Origin of the sequence: Bacillus sp. UNCCL81, from assembly GCF_900112535.1 — a bacterium.
Classification (GTDB): Bacteria; Bacillota; Bacilli; order Bacillales; family Bacillaceae_G; genus Gottfriedia; species Gottfriedia luciferensis_B.
Genome location: NZ_FOMF01000002.1, coordinates 833,150 through 857,958 on the forward strand (window position 1 = coordinate 833,150; position 24,809 = coordinate 857,958).

Genomic DNA, 24,809 nt, shown 5'->3' on the forward strand with positions numbered 1-24,809 from the left:
ATTCCCTAGTGGGTTTACTTCATTTTTTATAGGCTTTTTAGTCTTAAAACTCTGGTAAATTACTCAAATTATTCTCTGTTATACCATCCGGTTCACTTCTAAGGATGTCACGACCATACTTATGGATTACATCTACATGTGCTAAATTTCCACTTTTTGCTTCCTGCAGAGCTTGAAGATAATCTAGTTCACGATTAAAACTTGTTCTAAAACCAATTAAATCACCATCTTCATTTTTACGAACAGCAACAATATGTTCCTTGTCCTGATTTACTGATTCATCTTCCATCAATTGTTCGTCATCACTTTGATTTTTATACATTTCATATGCTTCTTCAAATCGATCTTGAGTCACTTTTACATCCTCCTTTTATCATTAGTTTTGCCACTTGATAAAGGATGTAAAACTAATTAGTCAAAGATGAAGGATAAAGTGAAATCCCCCTGATTTTCCAGTCTGTACATCTTAATTAAATTCTCTAATTTTAATAGAAGAATTGCATGCTTAGTTGGTTAGAAGCTATTTCGTTTTTTAATTTTTAATCCAAGTTAACATACGTAGGATTAGAAAAGGTTCAAACCAAGTAATCAATAAAAATATGATAAAAAACGACGATACTGCAAAAAACTTTGTGTTGCCTCTTTCTCTTTTGGAAATTGCTATAAAGCTACAGATCGCTCCGAATAATAACAATATAAAACCAATTAAAGCAATAAGTTCGTTGAAGCCTGGAACAACATAAATTATTCCAAACAATACCAATCCAATGATTAATAATATTAGTGAAATTGAACTGAAATTTTTCATTGTTTCACCTCTTCTAATAATTATTATTTTTTATGTTTGCTATTTAATATATTAACATATATTTCCATTTTTCGGTTTCTTTGTTCAGCTAAACTGTCATTATGTTTTTTAAAAAAAGAGCCACACTGGGCTACTCATGATTTTCAACGATAGCATGTTCTCTTCAATTAAATGACTTAACTAATGCATACACAACTAATGAATAAAAGTATTGAACCATATATGTAAAACTTCCTTTAGTTTTTAAAGGACAGTAATATAGAATTAGTAGATTTTAAAAATATAAGTAAAATCGTTACAAATAGAACAAACAAGGTAGTTATATAAGAACCAAGTTATTTTATGATTTCCAGCCTTCCAAATTAGAGAAAGTTTCATAATCGCAACCTGGTATATATTCAAACTCTTTCTTCATTCGCATTTCATATGCAACAGAAGCTAAGGACAGTAACATTTCAAAGGAATAATCTTTTGGCATATTGATCGGATTATTCAATGTATGGTCATAAAACTCTTTTCCTTTAGATATTACAAAGCATCTTTTATACAAAAATAAATCTGGTGAAAAATGCGATGTATCATCTTCACTGTATGAATTTTCGCCTATGTTTTTTGCGTGTTCTTTCGTATCTAGTAAATATAATTTATATGAAAGTGTTTCTTCGAATTGTTTTATATCTTTTACACTCATTTTAGTAAGCACTTCTACGGCTGGTTGAATGATTTCTTCACCATCAATTGAACATTCTACATCCAGAAGTGAAATGATTGACCAAAATGTTTCTTCGTTCATCATTTTTTTAGATTTTTGAGGTTTATTTAGAAATTCTTCTCTTTCTATCTTTTGACTTTCTAGAACTTCTCTTTCAAAATTTTCTCTGTCATGTAACCAGCGCCTTCATAATATACTGGATTAGCAATACTTGGATGCCACTTTCCTCCGTATGATGAACTGACTAATCTTTTTTCATAATCCGAAATAGGAGAATTCCCTATATAAATCATATCTTTGTACATCTTTCCATCTTTCCAAAGTAAAGCTTCTTCATTTTCATATAGAAATCTATTTGATCTCAAAATCTCATTTATTTCTTTGTTTTCTATGGTTGGTAAATTAATGTCAATGTACTTTGAAACAAAAATTAAATATGACTTTTCTATTCTATTTATAACTTTAATCGTTCCATATCTTCCATCTGGTAATTTACATGCATAGATATCTCCAAGTTCAATACCTTTTTTACTCATATTTTTTAGATCCTCCGTCTATTACCGTTTGTTCCTTTTAAAGCCATAATAAAATCCCCCTATAGTAGACTACCTATCCATTTTAACGGATAGGTTTTTTCGCGTGTCTACTATAAGGGGATAATATCATAATTAACAGTCTTTTTCAGTACGCAACTATCAACATTTAAGTTTAAGAGAGCCTAAAATTTCACGGTGGATTTCGTAATATAGCCGGTATACTTATTTGAATACTTTACATAAACATAATCATGTTTCAAGCCATACCCGGAGCTAATAACGTATATCTTCTTACCTTTTGGAATTGATTTTACTACCTTCCCTTTACCATCCGAAAGTGTTCTAAGAGTAGCCGCTGATTTCAAATAATAGTATTTATTAACCACTGTAGCTTTCGGTGTTATCGTAATTGTTACTTCTGGTGAGTAATGAGCATACACTGATAGTTTATCTACGTCAGACGTAGAGAATACAAAATTATAGGATTGTCCAACTACTAAATTCCCTTTATAACTATAAGTGTTTGTTCCTTTATTTAAACCAATTTCTTTTTTATTAGGTAAGATAATTCTTGTAAAACTGTAATCATGATCTACTGGTGGCGTAAATGAAACTGTAACGATCCCATTCGTTTCTTTAATTTTTACATTCGTTACAGGACCTGGTGGTAATGGATTATCCCAAATTAATGTTTTTCCTTTTGAGATGTTTCCATTATAATCTACAGTTTGAAGAATAAACTTTTGTTCCTTAAATACCGTGTCAGGTTTGTATTCATAAAAACCACCGTAATTAGGCCTTCCTGGAATGTAAATCTTTTTCCCATTAGGCAATGTTAGATAAGTTCCAACGTAATCTGCATCTGATGGGGAATCCCAAGAGAAATCCATATACTTATCGCTAGAGTCTGTTCTTGTGGCCATATTGTACATGAGATTTTTTTGTACATATTGGATCCTACCATTTTTAATTTCACCTGGAGGTCTGTTCTCATTCGTTGTTTTAACCGTTTTTTGTGAACAATCTATATATGGGACTACATTTCCTAATTTATCTTTTGGACATAATTTTAACAAATAAGTAGTATTTGCTTCTAAATTATTTGCGGTATAAACACCGCCATTTAATGCACCAGTACCCAAGTTTGTTAACAATTCTCCATTCATATAAATGTCTACAGACTCTAAATCTGGTGTGTATGTTGGGTTTCGCCATGCAAAACGAATAAAATGATTATCAATGACTGGATAATCATCAAAAATAACATTTGGTGGTGGCGTTGTATCTTTTTCAATCGTAATTGTTACAGATTTTTTATCATCAAACCCATTTGCCCAAATCGTATAAGTATATGTAATATCATCTTGCACTGAATTTGAATCTTTATATTCCCCACTACCCCAAACGTCATTATCTAAAATTTCACCGTTACGTTCAATTGTGTAACTATCACTTGCATTCCAATCCCATGTAAGTGTAACAATATGGTCTTTATGTGTAGCATTTAGGTTCGTTACGCTCCCCTTTTCACCAGTTCCCATATCCATTGCAAATACATGTGAAGTAGTAATTAAAAATGACAAGGTGATTAGCGTGATAATGATCCTTTTTAAATCTTTCATTTCTTCCCCTCCCAAAATAAGTATACCACCTCATGTTATATGGGAATATATGTAAAATTACATTTTTGAATAGAATTGCCCTAATCCGAAAGTATGAAATCTAATGTTAAATTAAAAAAGATAATCTATCATTTAAATACATAAGGATTAAAAGTTACCAAAAAATATTAGGTTAATTATCCTTTTCTGCTGCAACTTTCCTGCCATTATGTTGAATAATAATTCTGCATAAACCATATTCAATTATCCATCTAAAAATAAAATAAAGGATGATCGATTAATGATTATCCTCCATTTGTTATCCTACTAATGCATACTTAATAATTACTTATTAGCTAGTAATGTTAATTGAACTATCAATCAATAAAACGAACTAAAAAACACCCTTTAGAGTTTTACCAAATTACCAAATAAAAGTAATTTAATCTCGACTAATGACTTAATACTATCTATTCTATGATTATGTTCTATTTCGTCATAAGACCATGAATCTCTTATAATATGAATTGCTTTCATCCCTGCATCTAAAGCAGGGACAATGTCACTTCTAAGAGAGTTACCGATCATAACTGGATTACTTAATTTTTCATTTAACTCAAGATAGGTACTTTTATCTTTTTTACTTGTTATAAATACGTTATCAAAATGATGTACTAAACCAGTATCCATTACTCGCTTTGATTGTACGTCCTTTTCACCTAAAGTCAATATAGTCATACTTGCTACATCTTTGCGATTTGATAATTCTTCTATTATAAACGTGTCATTTTGCAGTGGAATATTTACTTTAAATATCGTTTTTGCTAATGATTGTAATTGATCATTGACAATACTTGAGATCTCTATATTAAAACGAGTTGCCAATAAATCTAAAGTTGATTCCCATGCATAAGGATATCGTGTTTTACTGAAACCCAATTCTTTTATTAGTTCTAGATCAATTTTATTAAAAACTTCTTTAATGTCATTTATTATTACTTTTTCATCTAGCGCTTGATGTACTAGATTCGAACATAAATCTACATTATGCCGAAATGCGGCTTGGGTTTGAATTAATGTATCGTCTAAATCAAAAACTAAATCATATTTCATAATTAATTTATCTCACTTTCCAACTGAAGCATATAGTTATTAATTTTTACAAACGCCTATGGATTCGGCTTTACTAATTATATATGCTAATTTGCTAAGTGTCCCTAATTTCTTCTTAAAATGATATAAAAGTAAAGGTAAAGTTCGTTTTGTCATTTACTGTAAAAATTTATTTACATTCTTATAGCAAAAAAGAGGAAGATCCATAGATCATCCTCTTTTTTGTACCCCTATTAATGAAGTTTCAGTTACTTAAGATATCATTATCTATAAAAAAAAATAATTTATTTATAAAATAAACAATGATTAACAAAGTAAAATACCTTAAAATTTCTTTAGTTTTCCATTTATCAACAAAATAAACAATGATAAAAACATAGAGAACAGACAGAATTAACATAATGAAATCGGATAAATGAAAAAAGTATTGTAAACATGAAAACACAATGACAATTAAAAATACATGAAGACCCTCGAGATCTTTTTTACATTCTTCTTTGACTTCATTACTCATAGCTTTTCACCTCATTGTAAGAGACCGGTATACTAAAAAATCAGTCATTCATACCATGCATCTCCAGTGAATTCATTCCACTCAACTTTAAAACTTTTCGCTTTAAGTTTAATGCTACAAAAATTATGTGTTTTCCAGTCAGTACCAAAAATTTCATAAATGAAATCTTTTTCAACAAGTTGCTGCTTAACCTCTAAGAATTCCATTCCATCTAAATCGATCAGTTGAACTTCTTTTTCCTGTTCATCATCTAAATAGATAATTGCTTTACTTATTTTTACATTGTAGAAAGTCAGTTTACATTTATCTGTTGATTTTGCTACTTTATAAGGATTTAGAGGATGATCATTAGAGATGTAAATAAACTCAAAATATATAGTAACAATATTATTTTCTATTTTTATTTCTTCAACGATACAATCGTGAAAGTCTAAGTAATCAAAGTAATCGTTTGTTGTTTGATATTTCCATGAGTTCATGATTAATCCACCTTATGTTCTCCGCTATTTGCTTTAGCTGAATAAGAATATTGTAATATAGTATATTTTACGGCTCTATTAAATTAAATTGTTTATTTTCTTATTCAACTAAATACCAAGTTAATTGAATAAAGTTTTGTAACAATTTTACCAATATTTAGGTTATAATTTAAAATATTAAGGTTTGGAGGTATAAATGAGAAAGATTATATTCACAACAATACTAATTATGTTATTTTGTTCTTTGAGTGCTTGTACTAAAATCCAAAAATCAAACAATACTATTTCTGAAGTTAAGTTGACAAAAAGAGAAAACGCAATACTTTCAACAACCTCGGATAAATCTTTTGTTTATGACTTCAATGTTGCAAGTAATTACAAGGAATTATCTGTTTGGATTGAAAAATATGAATTTGGTAAATTAGTTGGAGATAAGATCAATCATATTACTTCTGGGATTAAAGAGGACGGCACAATTATTTTTACGACTTCTAAAACACCAACTAATCAAAATCAATCTTTGTTTAATATAAGTATTAATAGTGATGGTTCAACAAGTGCAAGTAATCAGGTGGAAACGATTTTTAAAGATGGATTAGAAGGTGTTACGAGTATTTCAGGAAGTAACCAAACAGAAAACAACCCTATTCAACATAATATAGTTTTAGCTAGCATTTGTTATAAAAAAGATGGAAGTCGTATGGATTCGCTTACTGATGATTTTTATAGAGATGTTAATAAACATATCGATGAAATAAGAGACTATGATGTTGTCTACTTACTTAGAGCTGATTTTATTAAATAGGCAAAGTGTTACAATAAGCAAAGAAAAGACGGGCTAAAATTAGCTGTTCTTGTTACTACGTTTTCGAACTAACAGATTTAGAATTACATAAGCGTTTAAAGGTTGTCTTATTAGACAACCTTTTTTTAAATTCAAAAAACAACATTTTAATTTAACAGAGCCTATTTTAAAATTAGTCCAAATGATTAAATAAGACTTCACCTATTCTTTCAGGTTTCCAGTATGCTATTTGATTTAATTCTGCTTTATTCAATTCATTCTCACTTTTTAATAAGAGTGGTTCATTTAGTACCTTTCTACTCAGTACTATATAAAATGGACTAAACTCTTCTTTTAAATGAGGAACTTCTATAAAATTAATTTCTCCAAAATTAACAGCTGAAGCAAAGGCTAAAAATGGATAATGAGCATTCAAAAGTATGGAAAAATGTTTATTGGAAATTTTCACTTCCATTGAATAATAATTTGAAGCTATCTGTGGTTCTTGAAAGTTCAAAATAGTTCCTTTATTTTGGTTTATAATACTGAAACACAATCTTTTAAATTGTTTACTATCAGTTTTAGGAGGTTTATCTTGTTTTTCATAGAATCCAGTAATACCATTAAGAAGTATCATTGTTACCCCCTTATATAATTACATATAGCCAAATATAAATGTTTCTCTTAAACAAGGTCATTCTTCATTCAAATGATAAGTCACCTGTACAACACCAGAGGAAAAAGTACTAGTATTCATCATAATTAAATTCTTTCTCTGTTTAATGTCAACAAACAAAGGCTTTCCCTCACCCAATATTACGGGATGAATTGATAATCTAAGTTCATCTACTAGACCTAAATTTATAAATGATGTAATAAGGCTTGATCCTCCATACAACCAGATATCTTTGCCGGGATTTTCCTTCAATTTTTTTACTTCTTCAATTATATTTTCATTTATAAATGTTGCATTATTTTCATCTTTTGTTTGAGTTCTGGAAAATACATATTTTTTCTTACTATGTACTAAATCCCACATTTCTTTATCAGATTCAGCGTCATCTATATTGGGAATATAATTCCCCCACAAATCATAGCTTTTTCGACCATATAAAATCGTATCAATTTGATTCAAGAAATTTGTGAATTCCATTTCGGGATCCATTATGCACCAATCAACTTCACCGTTTTTCCCTTCTATAAAACCATCTAAAGTAACCGCTAGATCTAAAATTATTTTTCTCTGTTTTATGTTATTTGACAAAATTGTTCCTCCTTCATTCGTTCTTGTAGCTCACACTTATAACGAAATCGAATATTTGTTCTTATTTTAATTATAACAAGCTGGCTTGGTGCTATCAAATATGTATTTAATGGTTTAAAAGAACTAAAAACATCGTGATTTTACTATTTTAGATCGTGAATTCTAGGTTTATTTGCACTTTGGTTAATTTTATTTGCATTCTTGAAATTTTTATTTGCAGCTATCACAATTTTAATTGCAGTTTTGTCATTTTTAATTGCACTTTTTCCTATTTTAATTGCAGTTTCTTTATTTTTATTTGCACCTCACCTTTATTCACACCCCTACCCATAAAAAGCAAAAAACTCGCAAACAACTTAGTTTACGAGTTTTACATTTTACTTATTTAATAGCTTAACCTTCTCAACAAGAAAGTTTAAGATAACATGTGCTGCGATTCTGCTTGTCATGTCACGGAAGTCAATTGTTGGGTCAAGTTCAACAATATCCATTCCACAAACTTTTGGGTGTGATGCTAGATAACAGATGCCATCTAATAGCGTTTGACTGTCCATTCCTCCAGGCCCAATCGCTGGGCAACCAGGAGCAAATGCTTGGTCTAGTACATCCATATCAAGGCTAATGTAAATTGCATCTACTTTGTCTACTAAATGGTTGATACTCTCTTTAATAATTTTTGAGATTCCTAATTCACGAACATCGCGCATTGAATAGATTGTTACTCCGTTATTAACACCGAATTCAGTGTATGGAGCACTATTTGAAAAATTTCTAATTCCAATTTGAACTAAGTGTTCACCTTTTAGAATGCCTTCATCAATTAAGCTACGGAAAGGTGTACCGTTTGAACGTCCACCATCTTCAGTGTTTCTTAGGTCATGATGAGCATCAAATTGGATTACGCCTACTGTTCCTCGTTCTTGTGCAAAAGCTGAAATGCTTGGAAAACTAATTCCGTGATCCCCACCTAAAATGATTGGCATCGTTTCTTTATATTGACCTAGCAATTCAGAGATTGTCGATCTAATACGATTTCTAGACTCTTCAAAATCAGTCACATGCATCGTAATATCGCCAAAATCAGTAACTTTGTAATCTTTTAAATCAATTTGGTCTTCAATATGATAAGTACTGTAGCTACTTAACATTTTTCGAATTGAAGCAGGTGCAAAGCTTGCGCCTGAATGACTAATTGATGTTTTAGATAATGGTACACCAATTATTGAGAAATTTGATGCTTCTGTTCCATTCCATGCAGAGATGATTTCGTTGGCTTTTGTGACTTTTGAATCAATGAAAATGGCATCTCCTGCTTTTTTAAGATGTGATAGCGACATCGTGTTCACCCCTACTTACTACTAATTTACCATTCTTAAATACTGATTCTACATGATTTACACCAAAATGGTAAGGTACATAAGTATAGTTTGGTACATTCCAAATAACGACATCTGCCCTACGACCAATTTTAAGTTTACCAGCTTGGTCCCCACGATTAATCGCGTATGATGAGTTAATCGTAACGGCATTCCAAATTTCTTCAGGCGTCATTTTTAATTTAAGCATTGCGATTGTCATGATTAATTGTAAATTTTCAGTTGGGCAGCTTCCTGGATTGAAATCAGTTGCTAATGAAACTGCTACGTTATGTTCAATCATCGCTCTTGCAGGTGCAAATTCAGGTTTATTTAAATAGAAAGTAGTTCCCGGTAAAATGACACCGATTGTATTGCTCTTACCAAGCATTTCAACGCCTTGTTCAGAAGCTCCACATAGATGATCAGCAGAAATAGCACCAATTTCAGCTGCCATTTCAGTGCCACCTAGAGGATCTATTTCATCGGCATGAATTTTAACATTAAAGCCTTGTTCTTTTGCTTTTAATAAAAATTCTCTTGATTGTTCAACTGAAAATACACCTGTTTCAGCGAATACATCTACAAATTCAGCAAGTTCTTCTTCTTTAATAACATCTAATAAAGAAAGCATTTTTTCTAAGAAAGCTTCTTCATTTCCTTTATACTCCTTTGGTACTGCATGCGCACCTAAGAAAGTTGAAACTAAATCAATATCATGCTCCGCTTGTAATTCCTTAGCAACTCGGAGTTGTTTTAATTCAGTTTCTTCATCAAGTCCATAACCACTTTTTGCTTCAACTGTTGTTACACCAAATGAAAGCATTCTGTTTAAGTGATGAATCGTTTTCTTTTTCAAATCGTCATGAGATGCTAATTTAGTTTGACTTACAGTAGAATGGATTCCGCCACCCATTTCTAATATTTCTAAATATGAAGCACCTTGTAATTTCAAACTAACTTCATGCTCACGTGATCCTCCAAAGACCACGTGAGTATGAGGGTCAACTAATCCTGGCGTGACTAGTTTTCCCTGGCAATCAATTACTTCTTTTGCATCAATTTTTTGTTCGTTCATTTGTCCGATATAAATAATTTGCCCATCTTTCCATGCGATTTCCGCATTTTCTAGAACAGGTAGATTACTCATGTCTTTTCCATGAATTGGACCATCACCATGATCCATAGTTAATAATTGACCAATATTTGTTAATAGAATATCTGCTTTCAATTCAAACACCTACTTCATCATTGGGATGTTTACGCCTTTTGCTTTCGCAGTTTCAACAGCTAAATCATAACCTGCATCAACGTGACGAACTACACCCATTCCTGGATCTGAAGTTAATACTCTTTCGATACGTTTTGCAGCTGCATCAGTACCGTCAGCAACGATTACCATACCAGCATGTAAAGAGTAACCCATACCTACTCCACCACCGTGGTGTACACTTACCCAGCTTGCGCCGTTTACACCATTAATAAGTGCATTTAGGATTGGCCAGTCAGCAACTGCATCACTACCATCTTTCATGCTTTCTGTTTCACGATTTGGAGATGCTACTGATCCACAATCTAAGTGGTCACGACCGATTACGATTGGAGCTTTTAATTCGCCATTTTTAACCATTTCGTTAATGATTTTACCGAATTTAGCACGCTCACCATAGCCTAACCAGCAAATACGTGATGGTAAACCTTGGAATGCAACCTTTTCACGAGCCATACGAATCCAATTACATAAATGCTCGTTATCAGCAAATTCACGTAAAATTACTTCGTCTGTTTTGTAAATATCTTCTGGATCACCAGAAAGTGCTACCCAACGGAAAGGACCTTTCCCTTCACAGAATAATGGACGAATAAATGCAGGTACGAAACCAGGGAAATCAAATGCATTTTTAACGCCTTCATCTAACGCAACTTGACGAATATTATTACCGTAATCAAATGCGATTGCACCACGTTGTTGCATTGCTAAAATTGCTTCAACATGAACTGCCATACTATGTTTTGCACGTTTAATGACTTCATCTGGATTTTGGACACGAAGTTTCTTTCCTTCTTCCATTGTCATTCCGATTGGTAAATAACCATTTAATGGATCATGTGCTGAAGTTTGGTCAGTAATTAAATCTGGTACAAAATTACGTTCAACTAATTGAGGTAAAATTTCAGCAGCATTACCTACTAAACCGATTGCTAAAGCTCTTCCTTCGTTTTTAGCTTCAGTAGCAAGTTGTAATGCTTCCTCTAAATCGTGAGTTAAAACGTCACAATATCTAGTGTCGATACGTCGTTGAATTCTAGTTTCATCTACATCGATACCGATTACAACTCCACCATTCATCGTTACAGCTAGCGGTTGAGCTCCACCCATACCGCCAAGACCTGCAGTAATTGTAATTGTACCTTTTAAGCTTCCACCGAAATGTTGTTTAGCAGCTTCTCCAAAAGTTTCATAAGTACCTTGTAAAATCCCTTGAGTACCGATGTAAATCCAGCTACCAGCAGTCATTTGACCGTACATCATTAAGCCTTTTTCATCTAATTCACGGAAGTGTTCCCAAGTTGCCCATTTAGGAACTAAGTTAGAGTTTGCTAATAATACTCGTGGTGCATCTTCGTGTGATTTAAAAACTGCAACTGGTTTACCTGATTGAACTAATAAAGTTTCATCGCTCTCTAATTTCTTTAGTGATTCAATAATTGCATCAAAGCTTTCCCAGTTTCTAGCAGCTTTACCGATTCCACCATATACGACTAAATCTTCTGGTCTTTCTGCTACTTCTTCGTCTAAGTTGTTTAATAACATACGAAGTGCTGCTTCTTGAATCCAACCTTTAGTGTTTAATTCAGTACCTCTTGGCGCTTTTAAAGATCCTTTTGTAATTTCCATTTTAATTCCACCTCTTCTTATATTTGTGTTTGTTTTGTATAGTTTCGTGCTAAGAAATTTTCTTTTAAATAAGTTGTTAATTTTTCAATGTCTTTTGAGAATACGCGATCTCTAGTAATTGATGGAACAGTTTTACGAGCATCTTCCATAAATTTTCTAGTTGTCTCAGACATTTTGTCAATTCCTTTATATTCAACACCTTGCATTGCACAAATACATTCGATTGCTAAAACTCTTCTAGCGTTTTGTAAAATTTGGTAAGCATGACGTGCACCGATTGTACCCATACTTACATGATCTTCTTGATTTGCAGAAGAAGGAATTGAGTCAACACTTGCTGGATGTGCTAAAGTTTTATTTTCAGAAACTAAAGCAGCAGCCACGTATTGCATAATCATTGCACCAGATTGTAATCCTGGTTCTGGACTTAAAAATGGTGGTAAATCATTTAATTGTGGGTTTACTAAACGCTCAATTCGTCTTTCTGAAATATTCGCTAACTCGGCAACACCTAATTTAAAGAAGTCCATTGCAAATGCGATTGGTTGACCATGGAAATTCCCACCAGAAAATACATCATCACCGAATAATAATGGATTATCAGTCGCAGCATTCATTTCGATTTCTAATTTCTCTTTTGCATAGTTCAGAACTTGCCAACTTGCTCCGTGAACTTGAGGGATACATCTTAATGTATAAGCGTCTTGAACTCGGATTTCACCTTGTCTAGTCGTTAATTGGCTTGTTGCTAAAATATTGCGGTAACGTTCTGCTACTTCAATTTGTTCTTTATATCCACGAGCAATATGAATTCTTTCATCAAAAACATCTGTAATACCATTTAATGCTTCAAATGTAATAGAAGAAATTAATTCACTTTGATAAGCTAATTCTTCACCTTCAAGATAAGTAAGAACGCCCATTGCTGTCATTGCTTGCGTACCATTAATTAAAGCTAAACCTTCTTTAGCTTCTAGCGTAATTGGTAAAATTCCTTCTTTTGCTAAAGCTTCTGCTGTTTCCATACGTTTTCCTTTATAGAAAACTTCACCTTCTCCAAGTAAAACTAAAGCTAAGTGAGATAAAGGAGCTAAGTCTCCGCTTGCACCTAATGATCCTTGAGATGGGATCACTGGATGAATTTGAGCATTAATTAATGAAAGTAATTTTTCAACTACTACTAAACGCACACCAGAGTGACCTTTTAACATTGTATTTGCACGAAGTACTAACATCGCTCTTGAAACTAATTCAGGGAACGGTTCACCAACACCACATGCATGAGAAGCGATTAAGTTATATTGAAGTGTTGAAACATTTTCTTTTTCAATTAATACATCACTAAATTTTCCGAAACCTGTTGTGATACCATATACGACTTTGCCATTATTTACGATTTCTTCTACCTTTTCTCTACAAGCTTTTACCGCAACTAAGCTCTCTTCTCCTGCTTTTACATATGCCTTATCGAATAAAATACTTTTCATTTGTTCCATTGTTAAGCTATTACCAGTTAAAGTTACCATTAAAAAACACCTCCGAATTTTGTCAAAAAAAACACAGAAAGAGGCTATGAGACGTAAATAGTAACTTACGAATCATAGCCCCCTATCATCTAATAAACTATGGGCGATTATATGTGATTAATGCCGAGTCCTGCTGATTCATGCTCCGATCCTTTAATTGGAGCACCAATCGTACCGTATAGTGCAACTGCTATCCAGTCACCCTCGTTCACGTTTTTATAAGGCTTTCCTCTAACAACAGCAAATCTAAGTCCTACTGTTCTAAGAACATCACCTAATTGAACATGACCTCTTGTTACGCCTTGAATTGCTTCAAGTGTTGCATGATATAATGAATGAACTTCTCTATATAGAGCTCCATTAATTACACCATTTTGTTTGGCAGCGGTTTCAATCGCGGCAACGACCTTTTGAGCATCCATTGTACCGACCTTACCTACACACCATACAACGTTTTCATTTTTCATTAATTCTTCTTCTTGATCGGTCAAAGCAAGCATCATAGCTGTTCGACCAATTCGTTGACTTTGCTCTGCCATATCGCTAATACCTCTTACTTACTTTCTCTAATAAACTAGTATCTGATTACATTATATGCCAACAATTAGTAAACTTCAATATATTCAGATTATTATTTTTAAAAAATATTTTTTTATTGAAACTTATGTAAATATTCAAATTATTTACCAATGATTTATTATTTAAGAAAACTTGTCTATTTGTCTACTTGTCATAATAAAAATAACTTGGTTGAATAACAAAAAAGGGATCATTCGCCGTTTGTTAAGATTTTTTTCTTAACACTAGCTGCCAAGTAACACCAAAACAATCAGTCACCCATGTAACCTTACTAAAATCATTCATTTCTACTGGCCCCATTAGTACTTTCCCATCACTCTTCAAGCCACCAAAAATTAAATCAAACTCCGCATCATCTTTGCATTCTAAATAAAAGGAAACAGCCCAAGTAAATTCAGGACAATGTTCTTTTTCCATATCCAAAACCATAAAAGACTGTCCTAAAATTTCAATGATACCATTCATAATTTTCCCTTCTACACCTCGGTCATCTTTCGTAAATCTTCGAAGAGAAACGAGTTTTGAATTCGGAAAAGTACGAACATAATAATTCATCGCTTCCTCCGCATTGCCGCTAAACGTTAGAAATGGAGTAATTCTTTGCCCTGATACAACCGGTATTACAGGCTCTTGTGTCATCTCTATAAAACCCTCCAAACAAATTTAAATTACCTAATTATAGAACTTTAAACAAACCAGTTCGAAATATCTATTTCAACTAAAGATTTAGCCCTAAAAAAATTGTGAATAGATATAGATTGTACCATATTTTTACATATCAAAAAACTTTGCAGTTAATTGAAATAAAACCGACGTTAATAAAGAATGAAAAAACTAGATTTAACGATCAACCTTTGGACTTTCTTCCATAAACAGTTTTTATGCAAGGTTTGTTAGTTCACAATTCAATAATTTCCTAATCTTAACAATTTTCTTCTTTTGTTAATTTTTTAATTATATAATTAGATTAAAAATAAATAAAAGGAGGTTTATATGAAAAAATTTTTTGGAAGATTTTTTAAAAAGAATTTAAAAAATGATAATGCATACTATAAAGATCTTTCTATTCAGTTTAATATAAACGACTTAAAGGTAAATTCTAACTTCGCTGATTTAACATTAGTTTCTAGACTAGAAAACGCATGGAAAATGGATTTCCTAGCTAATGTTAAAGAAAGAGTTATTGAAAAAGAAGGTTGGAGCAGCGAAAAGTATTCCTTTATTGAAAGGGAATTAAAGCGCTTTTTCTTAATGGCAGCAATTTTTGAAAACATTCAAATGTATAGTCAAGAAGTTGATAAAATCTGGCACGAAATGATTTTATTTACGAAAAGTTATCCTAATTTTTGCAAGACTTTTTGTGGTGAAATGATACACCATGAACCAAATGTTCATAAGGATGATGTAACGATAACCGATCGAAGCGATGCTAGGGCTGTTTTCAATTTGTTATATAATACTTTGTTTGAAACGACATCTGTAAATACCTATATGTTAGGAAATTTATTTGTTAATTATAAAAATACTAAAGTTCAAGAATATTTATCGAGCAAAACAATTCAAACAAAAAGTTTCGTTTCACATTTAAACTCACAAACTAAAAATAATTTTTTAAACGAGTTTGCTAGAATTCAAAAAAATTTAGTAGAAAAAGAAAATGAAGAAGCAAGAACTAAACACCTATCACAAAAATCGTTCCCAAGCTCGACTAATCGTTCATCTACTAGCAAAAAATCAGATGATGGTCATATTAATTCTGCATTTTTAGCTACAAATACTTTTTTTGCTTTAAATGAAAGTACAAATGATGGTTCAAACAATAGTGATAGTCAACATCATAACACGCACTCTTCATGCTCAAGTTCATCACATTCTTCATGTTCTAGTAGTTCTCATTCTTCGTGTTCTAGTTCGAGTTGCTCAAGTTCAGGTTGTTCAAGTTGATCTATGAATATTGTCATTCATGTATAATTACATTAACTCAACCTTTAGGTTGGGTTAAATTGTCTTAATTTTAGAAAATTTGACTTCTCCTATGATTAATTCAACCATTTTTCGTTTCCCCAAAAGGTAAAATGATATAACTAATTGTTAGCACTAGAATAATGATTGCTAACCAAAAATTATGTGACGATTCTCCATTATTTACAATAATAAAACGAATTGTAGCTGTAATCCCTATATATAGAAGATAGCGTATAGGAAAATGATAATTTTCTTTGAAATATTGAACAATAATTGATATAAATCCAAAATATAAGAAAAATATTAAAACTTTTCCAAAAATCTGATGAACATTTTTATTTTCCAATAAAATATCATTAAAAATATAATAAAGTTCTCTGAAAAGGAAGTAAGCAAGAATTAGGCTCAGTAATAATAATGATATATTTAATAAGGTTTGATAAAGCTTGATCAACAATTTACGATTTTTAAACCAACTCATTCCAATCATTTGTCTCCCCCAGTTTTTTATTTATGAAAAACACTTATCATTTTTGCTTCTTCTATATAATATTTCGATCGAACACAAAAACCGAAATCCCTATATTTTCTTCAACTTTCATATCTGAAAATAGATGGACTAATTTTGCGCCAACAAGTTCTTCTAAACCTTTTGGTGGGTTATTTAAATATAAATCTTGAATCATTTTTGTTCGTGCAGTATGAACCATTTCTGCCCCGTTCATTGTTCCAGAAATAAATTTTTCAGTTGGAGTCAAATTACCATATAATGTTGAAATGGCCATGTTTTCAACAAACACCGTATGAATCCGCTCTGGACCTTTTCCAAACAAATCTTTCCGAAGTTTTCTCATCAGATCATTAAATTCATGTATTTTTTTTGACATTACTTATTCGCCTCAATTTCCATTTTTTTTAAATGTTATAGCTTATCTTTACACAGAATTCTTTAACCTATTTACTAAAGACGAGGAATATCATCTTAGTTTCTATTACATTTTTCAAAATCACTTCACTTCCCACTTTTTTCAAAAAAAAATTCCACCAGGATGACAATTAGCCGATTCATAGGCTTACTGTCTTCTTGGTGGAATAGTTAATTAGCAAAAAAATTTACTAAAATACCAATCCAATTTAAGTTAAATGAATTTAATAGATCCATAACAAATACATTATCATGTTTCCATATCATCCGGATTTATTATATCTCTATATTTTTAAATTAACAATCATAATGTTAATTTTATATATTTCTAAATATTGATGATTTTCCTGAGATTTTATAACGTTAACCACATTTCCATTGCCAATTCTAAGTCTTTACTTAATTCAATTTTCCTACAATATAAATCATTGAGCTTATTATAATCTTGCTCACTATTCATCGCTAGATCAATCTCACTTAATTCTTTTTCAAATCTTTCAATTTTTACTAGTTCTTCAGCTTTAATTTTCTCTTGTTTATGATCTTCTTTATTATTAACTTTTTTTCGAATGCCTTTTTTTTCAACCGGTTCTTTCGTTACTTTAAAACTAATTTTTTCTTTTATTCTTTTATAATCATCATAGTTACCAAGATAGCTTTTTAATTCAAACTCCTCAATTGCGATCACTCTTTGGCTCATTTTATTAATAAAATATCTGTCATGTGAAATAAAGAAAATTGTCCCTTTAAATTCATCAAGTGCTTCTTCAAGCGTTTCGATTGAATCAATATCAAGATGATTTGTTGGTTCATCAAGGATTAACAAATTGATATCTTTGAATAATAACATACCTAATTTCAGCCTAATTCTCTCTCCACCTGACAAGAATTTAACTTTTTTAAAAACACTTTGTTTATAAAACATAAATTTTGAAAGATATTCCCTTGCTTTCCCTTCAGGTATTGAGATATCCTCTCTAAAACATTCAAGTACTGTCATTTCTTCGTTATTAAAACTTATTTTCTGAGGTAAATATGCAGTTAGCACATTTGCTCCAAGTTGTACCACACCATTATCTGATTTTTCTTCACCTAAAAGCATCTTTAAGAAAGTAGTTTTTCCGCTTCCGTTAGGACCGACAAGCCCAACTCTTTCCCCATAATTAATCAATAAATTCGTATCTTTGAATAGTACTTTTTCTTCATAAGATTTCGAAAGTCCAATTGCTTTAATTGTGTCATTTCCTGATCGTTTGGATCCTTTTAAATCTAATTTCATATTTTCTTTTTCAAAAACAGGTTTTTCAATTCTATTCAGTTTATCAAGTTTTTTCTGAATACTCGCAGCTCTTTTAAAAAATTTGTTATTATCAGCACGCATCGCCCAATCTCTTAAATTGGTTACGGTATTTTCCATCGCTTTTATCTTTTTTTGTTGTTCTTTAAAATGCTCAAATTGAATCTGTATGTTTTTTTCTTTTTGCTCAACAAAAGATGAATAGTTGCCCTTATACGTAATTGCTTCCATATCTTCCACTTCTACAATTTTTGTTACGACATTATCTAAAAAGTATCGATCATGCGAAACAATCAATACAATTCCTTTATAATTTTTAAGAAAGTCTTCTAACCATTCTACTGAGTCCATATCTAGATGATTTGTAGGTTCATCAAGTAATAGTATATCTGGGCTATTGATTAAAAGTTTACCAAGTAATACAGTCGTTTTTTCTCCACCACTTAATAAATCAAAATCTCTGTTTAAAAAACTTTCTTCAAATTTTAGTCCTGTACATACCTTTCCTAACTTTTCTTCCCGTTGATATCCGCCATTTACTTCAAATAATTGGACTAAATCACTATACCTTTTCATAGCTCTTTCTAGTGCATTATTTTCTAAACCTTTCATTTGATCTTCTAACTCACGCATTTGATTTTCTATTTGAACAATTTCATCAAAAGCCATATTTAAAACATCAATTACTTTTAAGCCTTTATGATAGACTGGCGTTTGTTCCAAATATGCAGTAGTGAGTCCTTTAGGTACGAAATTAATTAATCCTTCATCATAACCATAGCTTGAGGTTTGAGGATAACCTGGGTAATAATTCATCGGCACAATTCCTGCTATTATCTTAAGAATGGTACTTTTACCACTCCCATTGATTCCAATAATACCGACTTTATCACCCTTATAAGCTTCGACTAATTTTATTTTTAAGTTTGTAAGTTTTACAAAAACCAAATAAAAAAGACTATAAGAAGAAAGTATCTTCTCACAGTCTAATAAACTTGGTGATTTATCATTTATCTAGAGCTATATAAGCATACAATTCTTATATAACCCCCATCCGTTATAAACGATGGAATACTCCAAAAGCTCCTTAGTATTCAATAAAAATAATCATCTCGTTATCAGTAAAGTAAGTTACCTTCTAATTTACCTTTTTCCATAAGAGCATAACAAATAAGCCTATTCATTAGGCGTTTTTCAACTCATTTGGAAAACATATTAATTTAAATTAAATTAATATCAGCAATTAGTTGGCATCATAAACTTACTTTCCTCCTTCGAAATTTTCTATATTATCCCATTTTTCCGTTTTTTTGTAAATGGTTACATTAAATTTATTAATTATTTTAATTTATCGAACACATTATATTTAAGCTTGCCATGTATTTATACTTTTACTTCCAATCAATATTTTATACATTTAATAACTTACATAATTAAACATTGCCTGCACTGAAGCAGTTATTTTAATTTGACCCTCTTGAATTGGCGTAGTTGGACCGCTGAATGCTGCTGCAGTCATTGTTAATGAAGACATCGGACGTACAACTTGAATTCCTTCTTCAGCCAACCAAATCGGTATGTTATTAATCGATAACCCTAGGGATTTCGCGATGTTTTCTGCATTCATTTTTGCATTTAAAGTGGCCTTTTGTAGTGCTTCTCCATAATATGGTTCGGGATTTGATACTTCGAATGTAAGATTTCGAACTTCATTTGCTCCATTTTCAACTGCAACGTCAATCACTTTCCCAACATTTGCAAGATCCTTCACGATTACTTTGAACATATGACTCACCCGATACCCCTTAAAAATTTGCTGTGAATCTTGGTAATCAACGATTCGATCAATTGTATATGAATTCGTTTCAATTTCGTCTTGTTTAATTCCTATTCCTTTTAATGCTTCTATTATTTTATTCGAAATGATTGCATTCTCTGTTTGAGCCGTTTGTACTTTCATATTTTCTACTACTGATCCTAATAGTACAAACGACTGGTCGGGCTTTACTGATACTTCACCTTTTCCTGTTGCTTTAATCGTATAATTAGTATTCAAATTGCCTGATCGGATAGCACTTTGATATTGAGGGGTTGAATAATCATATCGCATGCCTGCTAAGTTATAATGATTTAATGGATAAATCTTCCTCACATCCTTTTAAGATGAAATATTGTATTTGTGCCCATTTATTTTATGTATGGAAGGCTTTTTCTGTGATTAGTTCGACTTATTGTTATGAGGATCTAATCAAAAAAGCTTGTAAACAACGGGAAAATCCCACTGTCTACAAGCTTTTGCAATTTAAATTTACTCAATAATAAACGTTGATGCTTTCTCATCATTTATTATTGATTCATCTTCAACCAAGATATCTTCATCGTCTTTTTGTTTCCCAATCTCTATTGGTACTTCATATTCTGGTACACTGCCATTGTAATATGTAGAATTGTTTTCCATTTGAATTCCCCTTTTTAAATGATAGATTGGAAGCGTCTTAATTATGTGAAAATCAATCCACATTTTAATTAAACAAGATAATACCTTTCAATACTATTGGGGGAATTTTAACAATTTCATCTTAAAAAGAATGTTAAAAATACCAATTATTTGTTAATTACAGGTTGGAATACCTTCTAAATCCAGTAATTTAAATATTAATTGTATTGGGGGAAATTTAACATTTTTATTGAAAATTATTTATACATAAAAAAAGGAATGGATTTCTCCATCCCTTTTTAAGTTTATTAGAAACTAAACATCGGTTTAAAATCACCTTTATAAGGTTCATGCTCAACAAATACTGTTATATCCTTACCATCTTTGTCTTTGCCTGTTCTTTTGTAAGTAAATTTATTTTTATTAAGCTCAGTCAATTCAAGAACAGCACCATACTTATTTGCTCCAATTGAAACATGTGCTCTAATTTTATTTTCGTGGGCAATATCGAAATATCCATAGTCACCACGACTTTTACCTGTTTCAAGATTGAAAAACTCATATTTATTAGTGTATCCATCAAATTTTGCAAGGCTAATAAAATTCGTATTATATTTCGTTACATCATTCCCTTGTTCATCTAGAACTTTTGTACCATTCCAAAGTGTTCTACCTAAAATTTTATCACCATCAACGTTTTTTACAATCTCGCCTGTTTTAGAATCTAATTTTTTATCAGGATCTGTAAAAGAAAGCTGTTTTTCTTTATAAGGAACATGTTCAACATATACTTCTACATCATTCCCGTTTGCATCTTTCCCCATTCTTTTATAAGTAAATACGTTTTTATTTAGTTTTGTCATATCGACTACAGCTTGGTAATTCATTGATTCAGAAATTAAAATTCGTTTTTTACCATCATTTGTAATAAAGAATGTACCTTTATCCCCACGAGTTTGACCCGTTTTTGCATCAAAAAATTCGTATCTGCCCGTTTTTGCATCATATTTAGCAAGTCCAATAAAATTTGCGTTCTCTTTTGTTAAATCATGATGATTTTTATCATACACTCTTGTACCTTGCCAGTTTGTGCTACTTAAAATATTAGCCATGACCTGGCCTTTTGTTAATTTGTTCTTTACTTTTTTGGGAGCTTTGTATACTCTTTCTTGCTTTTGTTTACCTTGCTCTACTTGTGCGTCAGCAGCTGTATTGCAACCTGTTACTACTAATGTTAATCCGAGTAATATAGATGAAATTGTTTTTGTTTTATTATTCAATTTTAATTGTCTCCTCAATGTTCATTTTATCGTTTTATATATGTTCTCCATTTATTCAAAAACTTACCTTATTTAGCACCTGTTACTTGCAAAATCTCTTCGATTTCTTTAAAACCTCTTTCACGCGCATGCTGTATGGGGCTAACATTTTCACGATCAGACAAATTAACATCTGCTCCGTTCACAATAAGTAATTGTACTGTTTGCTGTTGTTTTTCACTTCCATCGTTCAAAATAATTGCTTCTAAAAGGGCCGTCCATCCTAAATTATTAACATGATTAATATCAATCTCGGTATTCGTAAGAAGTTCATTGACCACATCTACATATCCATGTTCTGAGGCGGGAATCAATGCTGTTCCACCATACCGGTTCGTAATGGCTGGATCAGCACCAGCTTTTATTGTAAGCTTTAGAATATCAATAAAGCCTTCAGCACCAGCATATAAAAAAGGATTGTTTTTCATGTGATCTCGAATATTGACATCTGCGCCTGCATCAATCAGTACTTTTGCAGTTTTGAAATCATTTTGATAAGTTGCAATCATCGTGGCAGTTTGTCCATTAGAATTCTGTGCATTAATATTTGCACCATTCTCAATCAACTTTTTAACGATATCAGTTTCTCCTCGTTTAGCTGCTTGAAATAATTGTTCGTTCACTTTTTCTTCCCCCTTAGCAAATGAGGCACATCCATTTAGCAAAAGTATGCAGCTGGTTATTACTGCAAGTAACTTCCACATAAAATATAACGTCCTCCTTTTCCATTACTAATCACTATGAAAATATCACTTTATTCCTGGGAAATTTCCCTCCAATCTTTCTAATAAGTTAGACCATTGTTGGTATGAAATCTATGTTAATCCTTAAATGAAAACTCCTTCTAAACAAATTATTAAAAAAGTATAAAATTTTTAATAATATTTCTTTATAAATTGGCCATGTTTTTTGAACTAAAAAAAGACTGCCTAATTAGACAGTCATAAGTATTAGCTATTTTCTATTGTTTTGTAAGTTCCTTCAAATGAAATTTGTGATAATTAATCACTTTATTTTTCGTATTTCATATAGTTTATCTCAAAATAAACTATAAGCATTTTATTTTTTTATGTACGCCCATTTGTAGGAGTTTTTCACCCCATACGGATGATTGTAAACATTTTTCACATACGATTTCTCTAAATAAGCCACGCCATTCTGATACATAGGTGAAATAGCTGCATCCTTTCCAAGCAATTGCTCTTCAGCATCTGCTAAAGCCTTCCATCGTTCTTTCGGATCTTGAAGGAGTGTCGTTTTTGCTTTTGTGATCAATTCATCATACTTTGGATTCGAGTACGCTATATTATTATTCGTCACCCATTTATCCAAAAATGTCATCGGATCAGGATAATCCGGTCCCCATCCTGCAAGAGAAATATCGTACTGGAGCTTATCTTCCATCGCAAATTTAGTCTGTGCAGGCTGCATTTTGATGTTCACTGTTAAACCAGGTAGATTTTTTTCAAGTTCATATTTCATATACTGGGAAATTTTCTTATTATTATCGTCCTCTGCAATTAGAAACTCTAAAGCTACACTTTGTTTTCCAAGCTCCTGCTTGGCTTTTTCCCAATATTCCTTTGCCATCGCAATATTTGTTTTATTGAAGTCCCCTGTAGTATCGTTGAAATCCTTTCCATCCGGACCATACGCCAAATGTCTGGCTACAAAATAGTAAGCTGGTGTAGACCCATTATTTAAGAGTACGTCCGTAATCCCTTTTTTGTCGTAGCCCATATCGATCGCTTTACGCGCATTCACATTTTTTAAAATAGGATTTTGGTTATTTAGCTTTAAGTAAATAAGCCTTCCTTCTTGTGCTGTTTTAAATTCTTTATCGTCTTTATACTTGTCCACATATTCGGCTGTAAGACTGACCCTATCAATTGCTCCCGTATCATATAGATTAATAGCTGTGGAGTTATCCTTCGCAATATTAAACTTGATTTCATCCAGCTTTACTTTCTTTTTATCCCAATATTCCGTGTTTTTCTCAAGCTTAAAGCTTTGTTCGTGCTTCCATTCACTCATTTTAAACGGACCGTCATAAACAACTGTGTTCGCTTCCAAACCATATTTCTTGCCCTGCTCCTTTACAACCTTTTCATTAATAGGCATGAAAGGGGCAAGTGTGGTCAAGCTTAGAAAATACGGCACTGGATTATCGAGCTGTACTTCTAACGTATGATCATCGATAGCCTTTATTCCCAATTGATCAACAGGTAGTTGCTTTTCATTTATCTTCTTTGCGTTTTTAACATCATACATTATGTAGGCATATTCTGAAGCTGTTGTCGGATCCAAAGTGCGTTTCCAAGCATATTCAAAATCATGTGCCGTCACTGGATCCCCATTAGACCATTTTGCATCACGCAGTTTAAAAAGATAAGTCTTTCTATCTTTACTCACTGTATAGGATTTTGCAATTCCAGGTACTGGCTGGCTATCTTTTCCTTGTCTGTATAGCCCCTCCATAACATTATTTAGTACACTGAGTGTTGTAGAGTCTTCTACAAGGGATGAGTCCATTGAAGAAAGCTCAGATGTTTCAACTAAACGCAGCACTTGTTTTGTGTGTTGTTTTCCCAAGCCCGCAGCTGTTGATGCCTTTTCTTTTTGGGGGGCACATCCTGGAAGTGTAATGCCCATGATTAGTAGTAAAGCGGTTAAACGTTTAGATCGTTTATTCAATG

At 31.9% G+C, this 24,809-nt stretch carries 25 protein-coding genes; 2 read left to right on the top strand and 23 right to left on the bottom strand.

What is annotated here, in order from left to right:
- Positions 1–43: 43 nt before the first annotated feature.
- From BM319_RS04080 to BM319_RS04115, 7 genes are all read right to left on the bottom strand, one after another.
- Positions 44–322, bottom strand: a complete 279-nt coding sequence (locus BM319_RS04080) for a DUF3892 domain-containing protein (RefSeq protein WP_175495570.1) — start codon at positions 320–322, stop codon at positions 44–46.
- Between the two features lie 210 nt (positions 323–532).
- Positions 533–808, bottom strand: a complete 276-nt coding sequence (locus BM319_RS04085; RefSeq protein WP_069032545.1) for a hypothetical protein — start codon at positions 806–808, stop codon at positions 533–535.
- Positions 809–1,148: 340 nt separating this feature from the next.
- Complete coding sequence (locus BM319_RS04090; protein ID WP_091021377.1) at positions 1,149–1,604, bottom strand: DUF4240 domain-containing protein; 456 nt, start codon at positions 1,602–1,604, stop codon at positions 1,149–1,151.
- Between the two features lie 56 nt (positions 1,605–1,660).
- Entirely contained in the window at positions 1,661–2,056 is a 396-nt protein-coding gene (locus BM319_RS04095) for a hypothetical protein (RefSeq protein WP_091021378.1), read from the bottom strand.
- A gap of 182 nt (positions 2,057–2,238) precedes the next feature.
- Positions 2,239–3,678, bottom strand: coding sequence for a hypothetical protein (locus BM319_RS04100; RefSeq protein WP_139226482.1), 1,440 nt, complete (start codon positions 3,676–3,678; stop codon positions 2,239–2,241).
- Positions 3,679–4,065: 387 nt separating this feature from the next.
- Positions 4,066–4,770 carry an HAD family hydrolase gene (locus tag BM319_RS04105; RefSeq protein ID WP_091021380.1) on the bottom strand — a complete coding sequence of 235 codons (705 nt, stop codon included), beginning with the start codon at positions 4,768–4,770 and terminating at the stop codon, positions 4,066–4,068.
- 558 nt (positions 4,771–5,328) lie between these two features.
- Positions 5,329–5,763: a hypothetical protein gene (locus BM319_RS04115; RefSeq protein WP_091021382.1), complete on the bottom strand. Its 435-nt coding sequence runs from the start codon at positions 5,761–5,763 to the stop codon at positions 5,329–5,331.
- Positions 5,764–5,959: 196 nt separating this feature from the next.
- On the opposite strand from BM319_RS04115, the gene BM319_RS04120 reads away from it, so the two are divergent.
- A complete protein-coding gene (locus BM319_RS04120; protein ID WP_069032540.1) occupies positions 5,960–6,568 on the top strand; it encodes a YgaN family protein in 609 nt (202 codons plus the stop codon).
- Between the two features lie 172 nt (positions 6,569–6,740).
- On the opposite strand, the gene BM319_RS04125 is transcribed toward BM319_RS04120, so the two are convergent.
- The 8 genes from BM319_RS04125 to BM319_RS04160 all read right to left on the bottom strand — a co-directional run bounded on the left by BM319_RS04125 (position 6,741) and on the right by BM319_RS04160 (position 14,809).
- Entirely contained in the window at positions 6,741–7,184 is a 444-nt protein-coding gene (locus BM319_RS04125; RefSeq protein WP_091021383.1) for a hypothetical protein, read from the bottom strand.
- Positions 7,185–7,241: 57 nt separating this feature from the next.
- Positions 7,242–7,811, bottom strand: coding sequence for a dihydrofolate reductase family protein (locus tag BM319_RS04130; RefSeq protein WP_091021384.1), 570 nt, complete (start codon positions 7,809–7,811; stop codon positions 7,242–7,244).
- A gap of 377 nt (positions 7,812–8,188) precedes the next feature.
- Positions 8,189–9,148 (bottom strand): formimidoylglutamase, encoded by a 960-nt coding sequence (hutG, locus tag BM319_RS04135; protein WP_069032537.1) that lies wholly within the window; start codon positions 9,146–9,148, stop codon positions 8,189–8,191.
- Positions 9,129–10,352, bottom strand: coding sequence for an imidazolonepropionase (hutI, locus tag BM319_RS04140; RefSeq protein WP_069032635.1), 1,224 nt, complete (start codon positions 10,350–10,352; stop codon positions 9,129–9,131). Before hutI ends, hutG begins: the two co-directional genes overlap by 20 nt.
- 54 nt (positions 10,353–10,406) lie before the next feature.
- Entirely contained in the window at positions 10,407–12,065 is a 1,659-nt protein-coding gene (hutU, locus tag BM319_RS04145) for a urocanate hydratase (protein WP_091021385.1), read from the bottom strand.
- Between the two features lie 17 nt (positions 12,066–12,082).
- Positions 12,083–13,591 (bottom strand): histidine ammonia-lyase, encoded by a 1,509-nt coding sequence (hutH, locus tag BM319_RS04150; RefSeq protein WP_091021386.1) that lies wholly within the window; start codon positions 13,589–13,591, stop codon positions 12,083–12,085.
- Between the two features lie 107 nt (positions 13,592–13,698).
- Positions 13,699–14,130, bottom strand: coding sequence for a histidine utilization transcription antiterminator HutP (gene hutP / locus BM319_RS04155; protein WP_025671549.1), 432 nt, complete (start codon positions 14,128–14,130; stop codon positions 13,699–13,701).
- A 244-nt stretch (positions 14,131–14,374) separates the two neighbouring features.
- Positions 14,375–14,809: a VOC family protein gene (locus tag BM319_RS04160; protein ID WP_069032534.1), complete on the bottom strand. Its 435-nt coding sequence runs from the start codon at positions 14,807–14,809 to the stop codon at positions 14,375–14,377.
- 354 nt (positions 14,810–15,163) lie between these two features.
- On the opposite strand from BM319_RS04160, the gene BM319_RS04165 reads away from it, so the two are divergent.
- Complete coding sequence (locus BM319_RS04165; RefSeq protein ID WP_069032533.1) at positions 15,164–16,114, top strand: UCP032817 domain-containing protein; 951 nt, start codon at positions 15,164–15,166, stop codon at positions 16,112–16,114.
- A 100-nt stretch (positions 16,115–16,214) separates the two neighbouring features.
- Here the strand turns inward: BM319_RS04165 and BM319_RS04170 are convergent, their stop codons facing one another.
- The 8 genes from BM319_RS04170 to BM319_RS04200 form a co-directional block, all read right to left on the bottom strand.
- Positions 16,215–16,625: a phosphate-starvation-inducible protein PsiE gene (locus tag BM319_RS04170; RefSeq protein WP_084006757.1), complete on the bottom strand. Its 411-nt coding sequence runs from the start codon at positions 16,623–16,625 to the stop codon at positions 16,215–16,217.
- 52 nt (positions 16,626–16,677) lie between these two features.
- A complete protein-coding gene (locus BM319_RS04175) occupies positions 16,678–17,022 on the bottom strand; it encodes a Na-translocating system protein MpsC family protein (RefSeq protein ID WP_069032532.1) in 345 nt (114 codons plus the stop codon).
- A gap of 393 nt (positions 17,023–17,415) precedes the next feature.
- Complete coding sequence (gene abc-f / locus BM319_RS04180; RefSeq protein WP_286143676.1) at positions 17,416–19,305, bottom strand: ribosomal protection-like ABC-F family protein; 1,890 nt, start codon at positions 19,303–19,305, stop codon at positions 17,416–17,418.
- 469 nt (positions 19,306–19,774) lie between these two features.
- Positions 19,775–20,413 carry an SIMPL domain-containing protein gene (locus BM319_RS04185; RefSeq protein ID WP_217648343.1) on the bottom strand — a complete coding sequence of 213 codons (639 nt, stop codon included), beginning with the start codon at positions 20,411–20,413 and terminating at the stop codon, positions 19,775–19,777.
- 252 nt (positions 20,414–20,665) lie between these two features.
- Positions 20,666–20,815, bottom strand: a complete 150-nt coding sequence (locus BM319_RS24545) for a hypothetical protein (protein ID WP_175403446.1) — start codon at positions 20,813–20,815, stop codon at positions 20,666–20,668.
- A gap of 287 nt (positions 20,816–21,102) precedes the next feature.
- Positions 21,103–22,074, bottom strand: a complete 972-nt coding sequence (locus tag BM319_RS04190; protein ID WP_069032531.1) for a DUF4822 domain-containing protein — start codon at positions 22,072–22,074, stop codon at positions 21,103–21,105.
- A 68-nt stretch (positions 22,075–22,142) separates the two neighbouring features.
- The gene (locus BM319_RS04195) at positions 22,143–22,817 is read right to left on the bottom strand and encodes an ankyrin repeat domain-containing protein (RefSeq protein WP_069032530.1); all 675 of its coding nucleotides are present in this window, start codon (positions 22,815–22,817) and stop codon (positions 22,143–22,145) included.
- A 355-nt stretch (positions 22,818–23,172) separates the two neighbouring features.
- Positions 23,173–24,807, bottom strand: coding sequence for a peptide ABC transporter substrate-binding protein (locus BM319_RS04200; RefSeq protein ID WP_254664541.1), 1,635 nt, complete (start codon positions 24,805–24,807; stop codon positions 23,173–23,175).
- Positions 24,808–24,809: the final 2 nt, after the last annotated feature.

Coding starts and splice junctions, on each gene's coding strand:
- BM319_RS04170 (WP_084006757.1), bottom strand. CDS start 16,625: ATGATTGGAATGAGTTGGTTTAAAAATCGTAAATTGTTGATCAAGCTT.
- BM319_RS04160 (WP_069032534.1), bottom strand. CDS start 14,809: ATGACACAAGAGCCTGTAATACCGGTTGTATCAGGGCAAAGAATTACT.
- hutG (WP_069032537.1), bottom strand. CDS start 9,148: ATGTCGCTATCACATCTTAAAAAAGCAGGAGATGCCATTTTCATTGAT.
- BM319_RS04095 (WP_091021378.1), bottom strand. CDS start 2,056: ATGAGTAAAAAAGGTATTGAACTTGGAGATATCTATGCATGTAAATTA.
- BM319_RS04105 (WP_091021380.1), bottom strand. CDS start 4,770: ATGAAATATGATTTAGTTTTTGATTTAGACGATACATTAATTCAAACC.
- BM319_RS04165 (WP_069032533.1), top strand. CDS start 15,164: ATGAAAAAATTTTTTGGAAGATTTTTTAAAAAGAATTTAAAAAATGAT.
- BM319_RS24545 (WP_175403446.1), bottom strand. CDS start 20,815: ATGGAAAACAATTCTACATATTACAATGGCAGTGTACCAGAATATGAA.
- hutP (WP_025671549.1), bottom strand. CDS start 14,130: ATGGCAGAGCAAAGTCAACGAATTGGTCGAACAGCTATGATGCTTGCT.
- BM319_RS04090 (WP_091021377.1), bottom strand. CDS start 1,604: ATGATGAACGAAGAAACATTTTGGTCAATCATTTCACTTCTGGATGTA.
- hutH (WP_091021386.1), bottom strand. CDS start 13,591: ATGGTAACTTTAACTGGTAATAGCTTAACAATGGAACAAATGAAAAGT.
- BM319_RS04125 (WP_091021383.1), bottom strand. CDS start 7,184: ATGATACTTCTTAATGGTATTACTGGATTCTATGAAAAACAAGATAAA.
- BM319_RS04120 (WP_069032540.1), top strand. CDS start 5,960: ATGAGAAAGATTATATTCACAACAATACTAATTATGTTATTTTGTTCT.
- BM319_RS04100 (WP_139226482.1), bottom strand. CDS start 3,678: ATGAAAGATTTAAAAAGGATCATTATCACGCTAATCACCTTGTCATTT.
- BM319_RS04080 (WP_175495570.1), bottom strand. CDS start 322: ATGTATAAAAATCAAAGTGATGACGAACAATTGATGGAAGATGAATCA.
- BM319_RS04175 (WP_069032532.1), bottom strand. CDS start 17,022: ATGTCAAAAAAAATACATGAATTTAATGATCTGATGAGAAAACTTCGG.
- BM319_RS04115 (WP_091021382.1), bottom strand. CDS start 5,763: ATGAACTCATGGAAATATCAAACAACAAACGATTACTTTGATTACTTA.
- hutI (WP_069032635.1), bottom strand. CDS start 10,352: ATGGATCATGGTGATGGTCCAATTCATGGAAAAGACATGAGTAATCTA.
- hutU (WP_091021385.1), bottom strand. CDS start 12,065: ATGGAAATTACAAAAGGATCTTTAAAAGCGCCAAGAGGTACTGAATTA.
- BM319_RS04195 (WP_069032530.1), bottom strand. CDS start 22,817: ATGTGGAAGTTACTTGCAGTAATAACCAGCTGCATACTTTTGCTAAAT.
- BM319_RS04085 (WP_069032545.1), bottom strand. CDS start 808: ATGAAAAATTTCAGTTCAATTTCACTAATATTATTAATCATTGGATTG.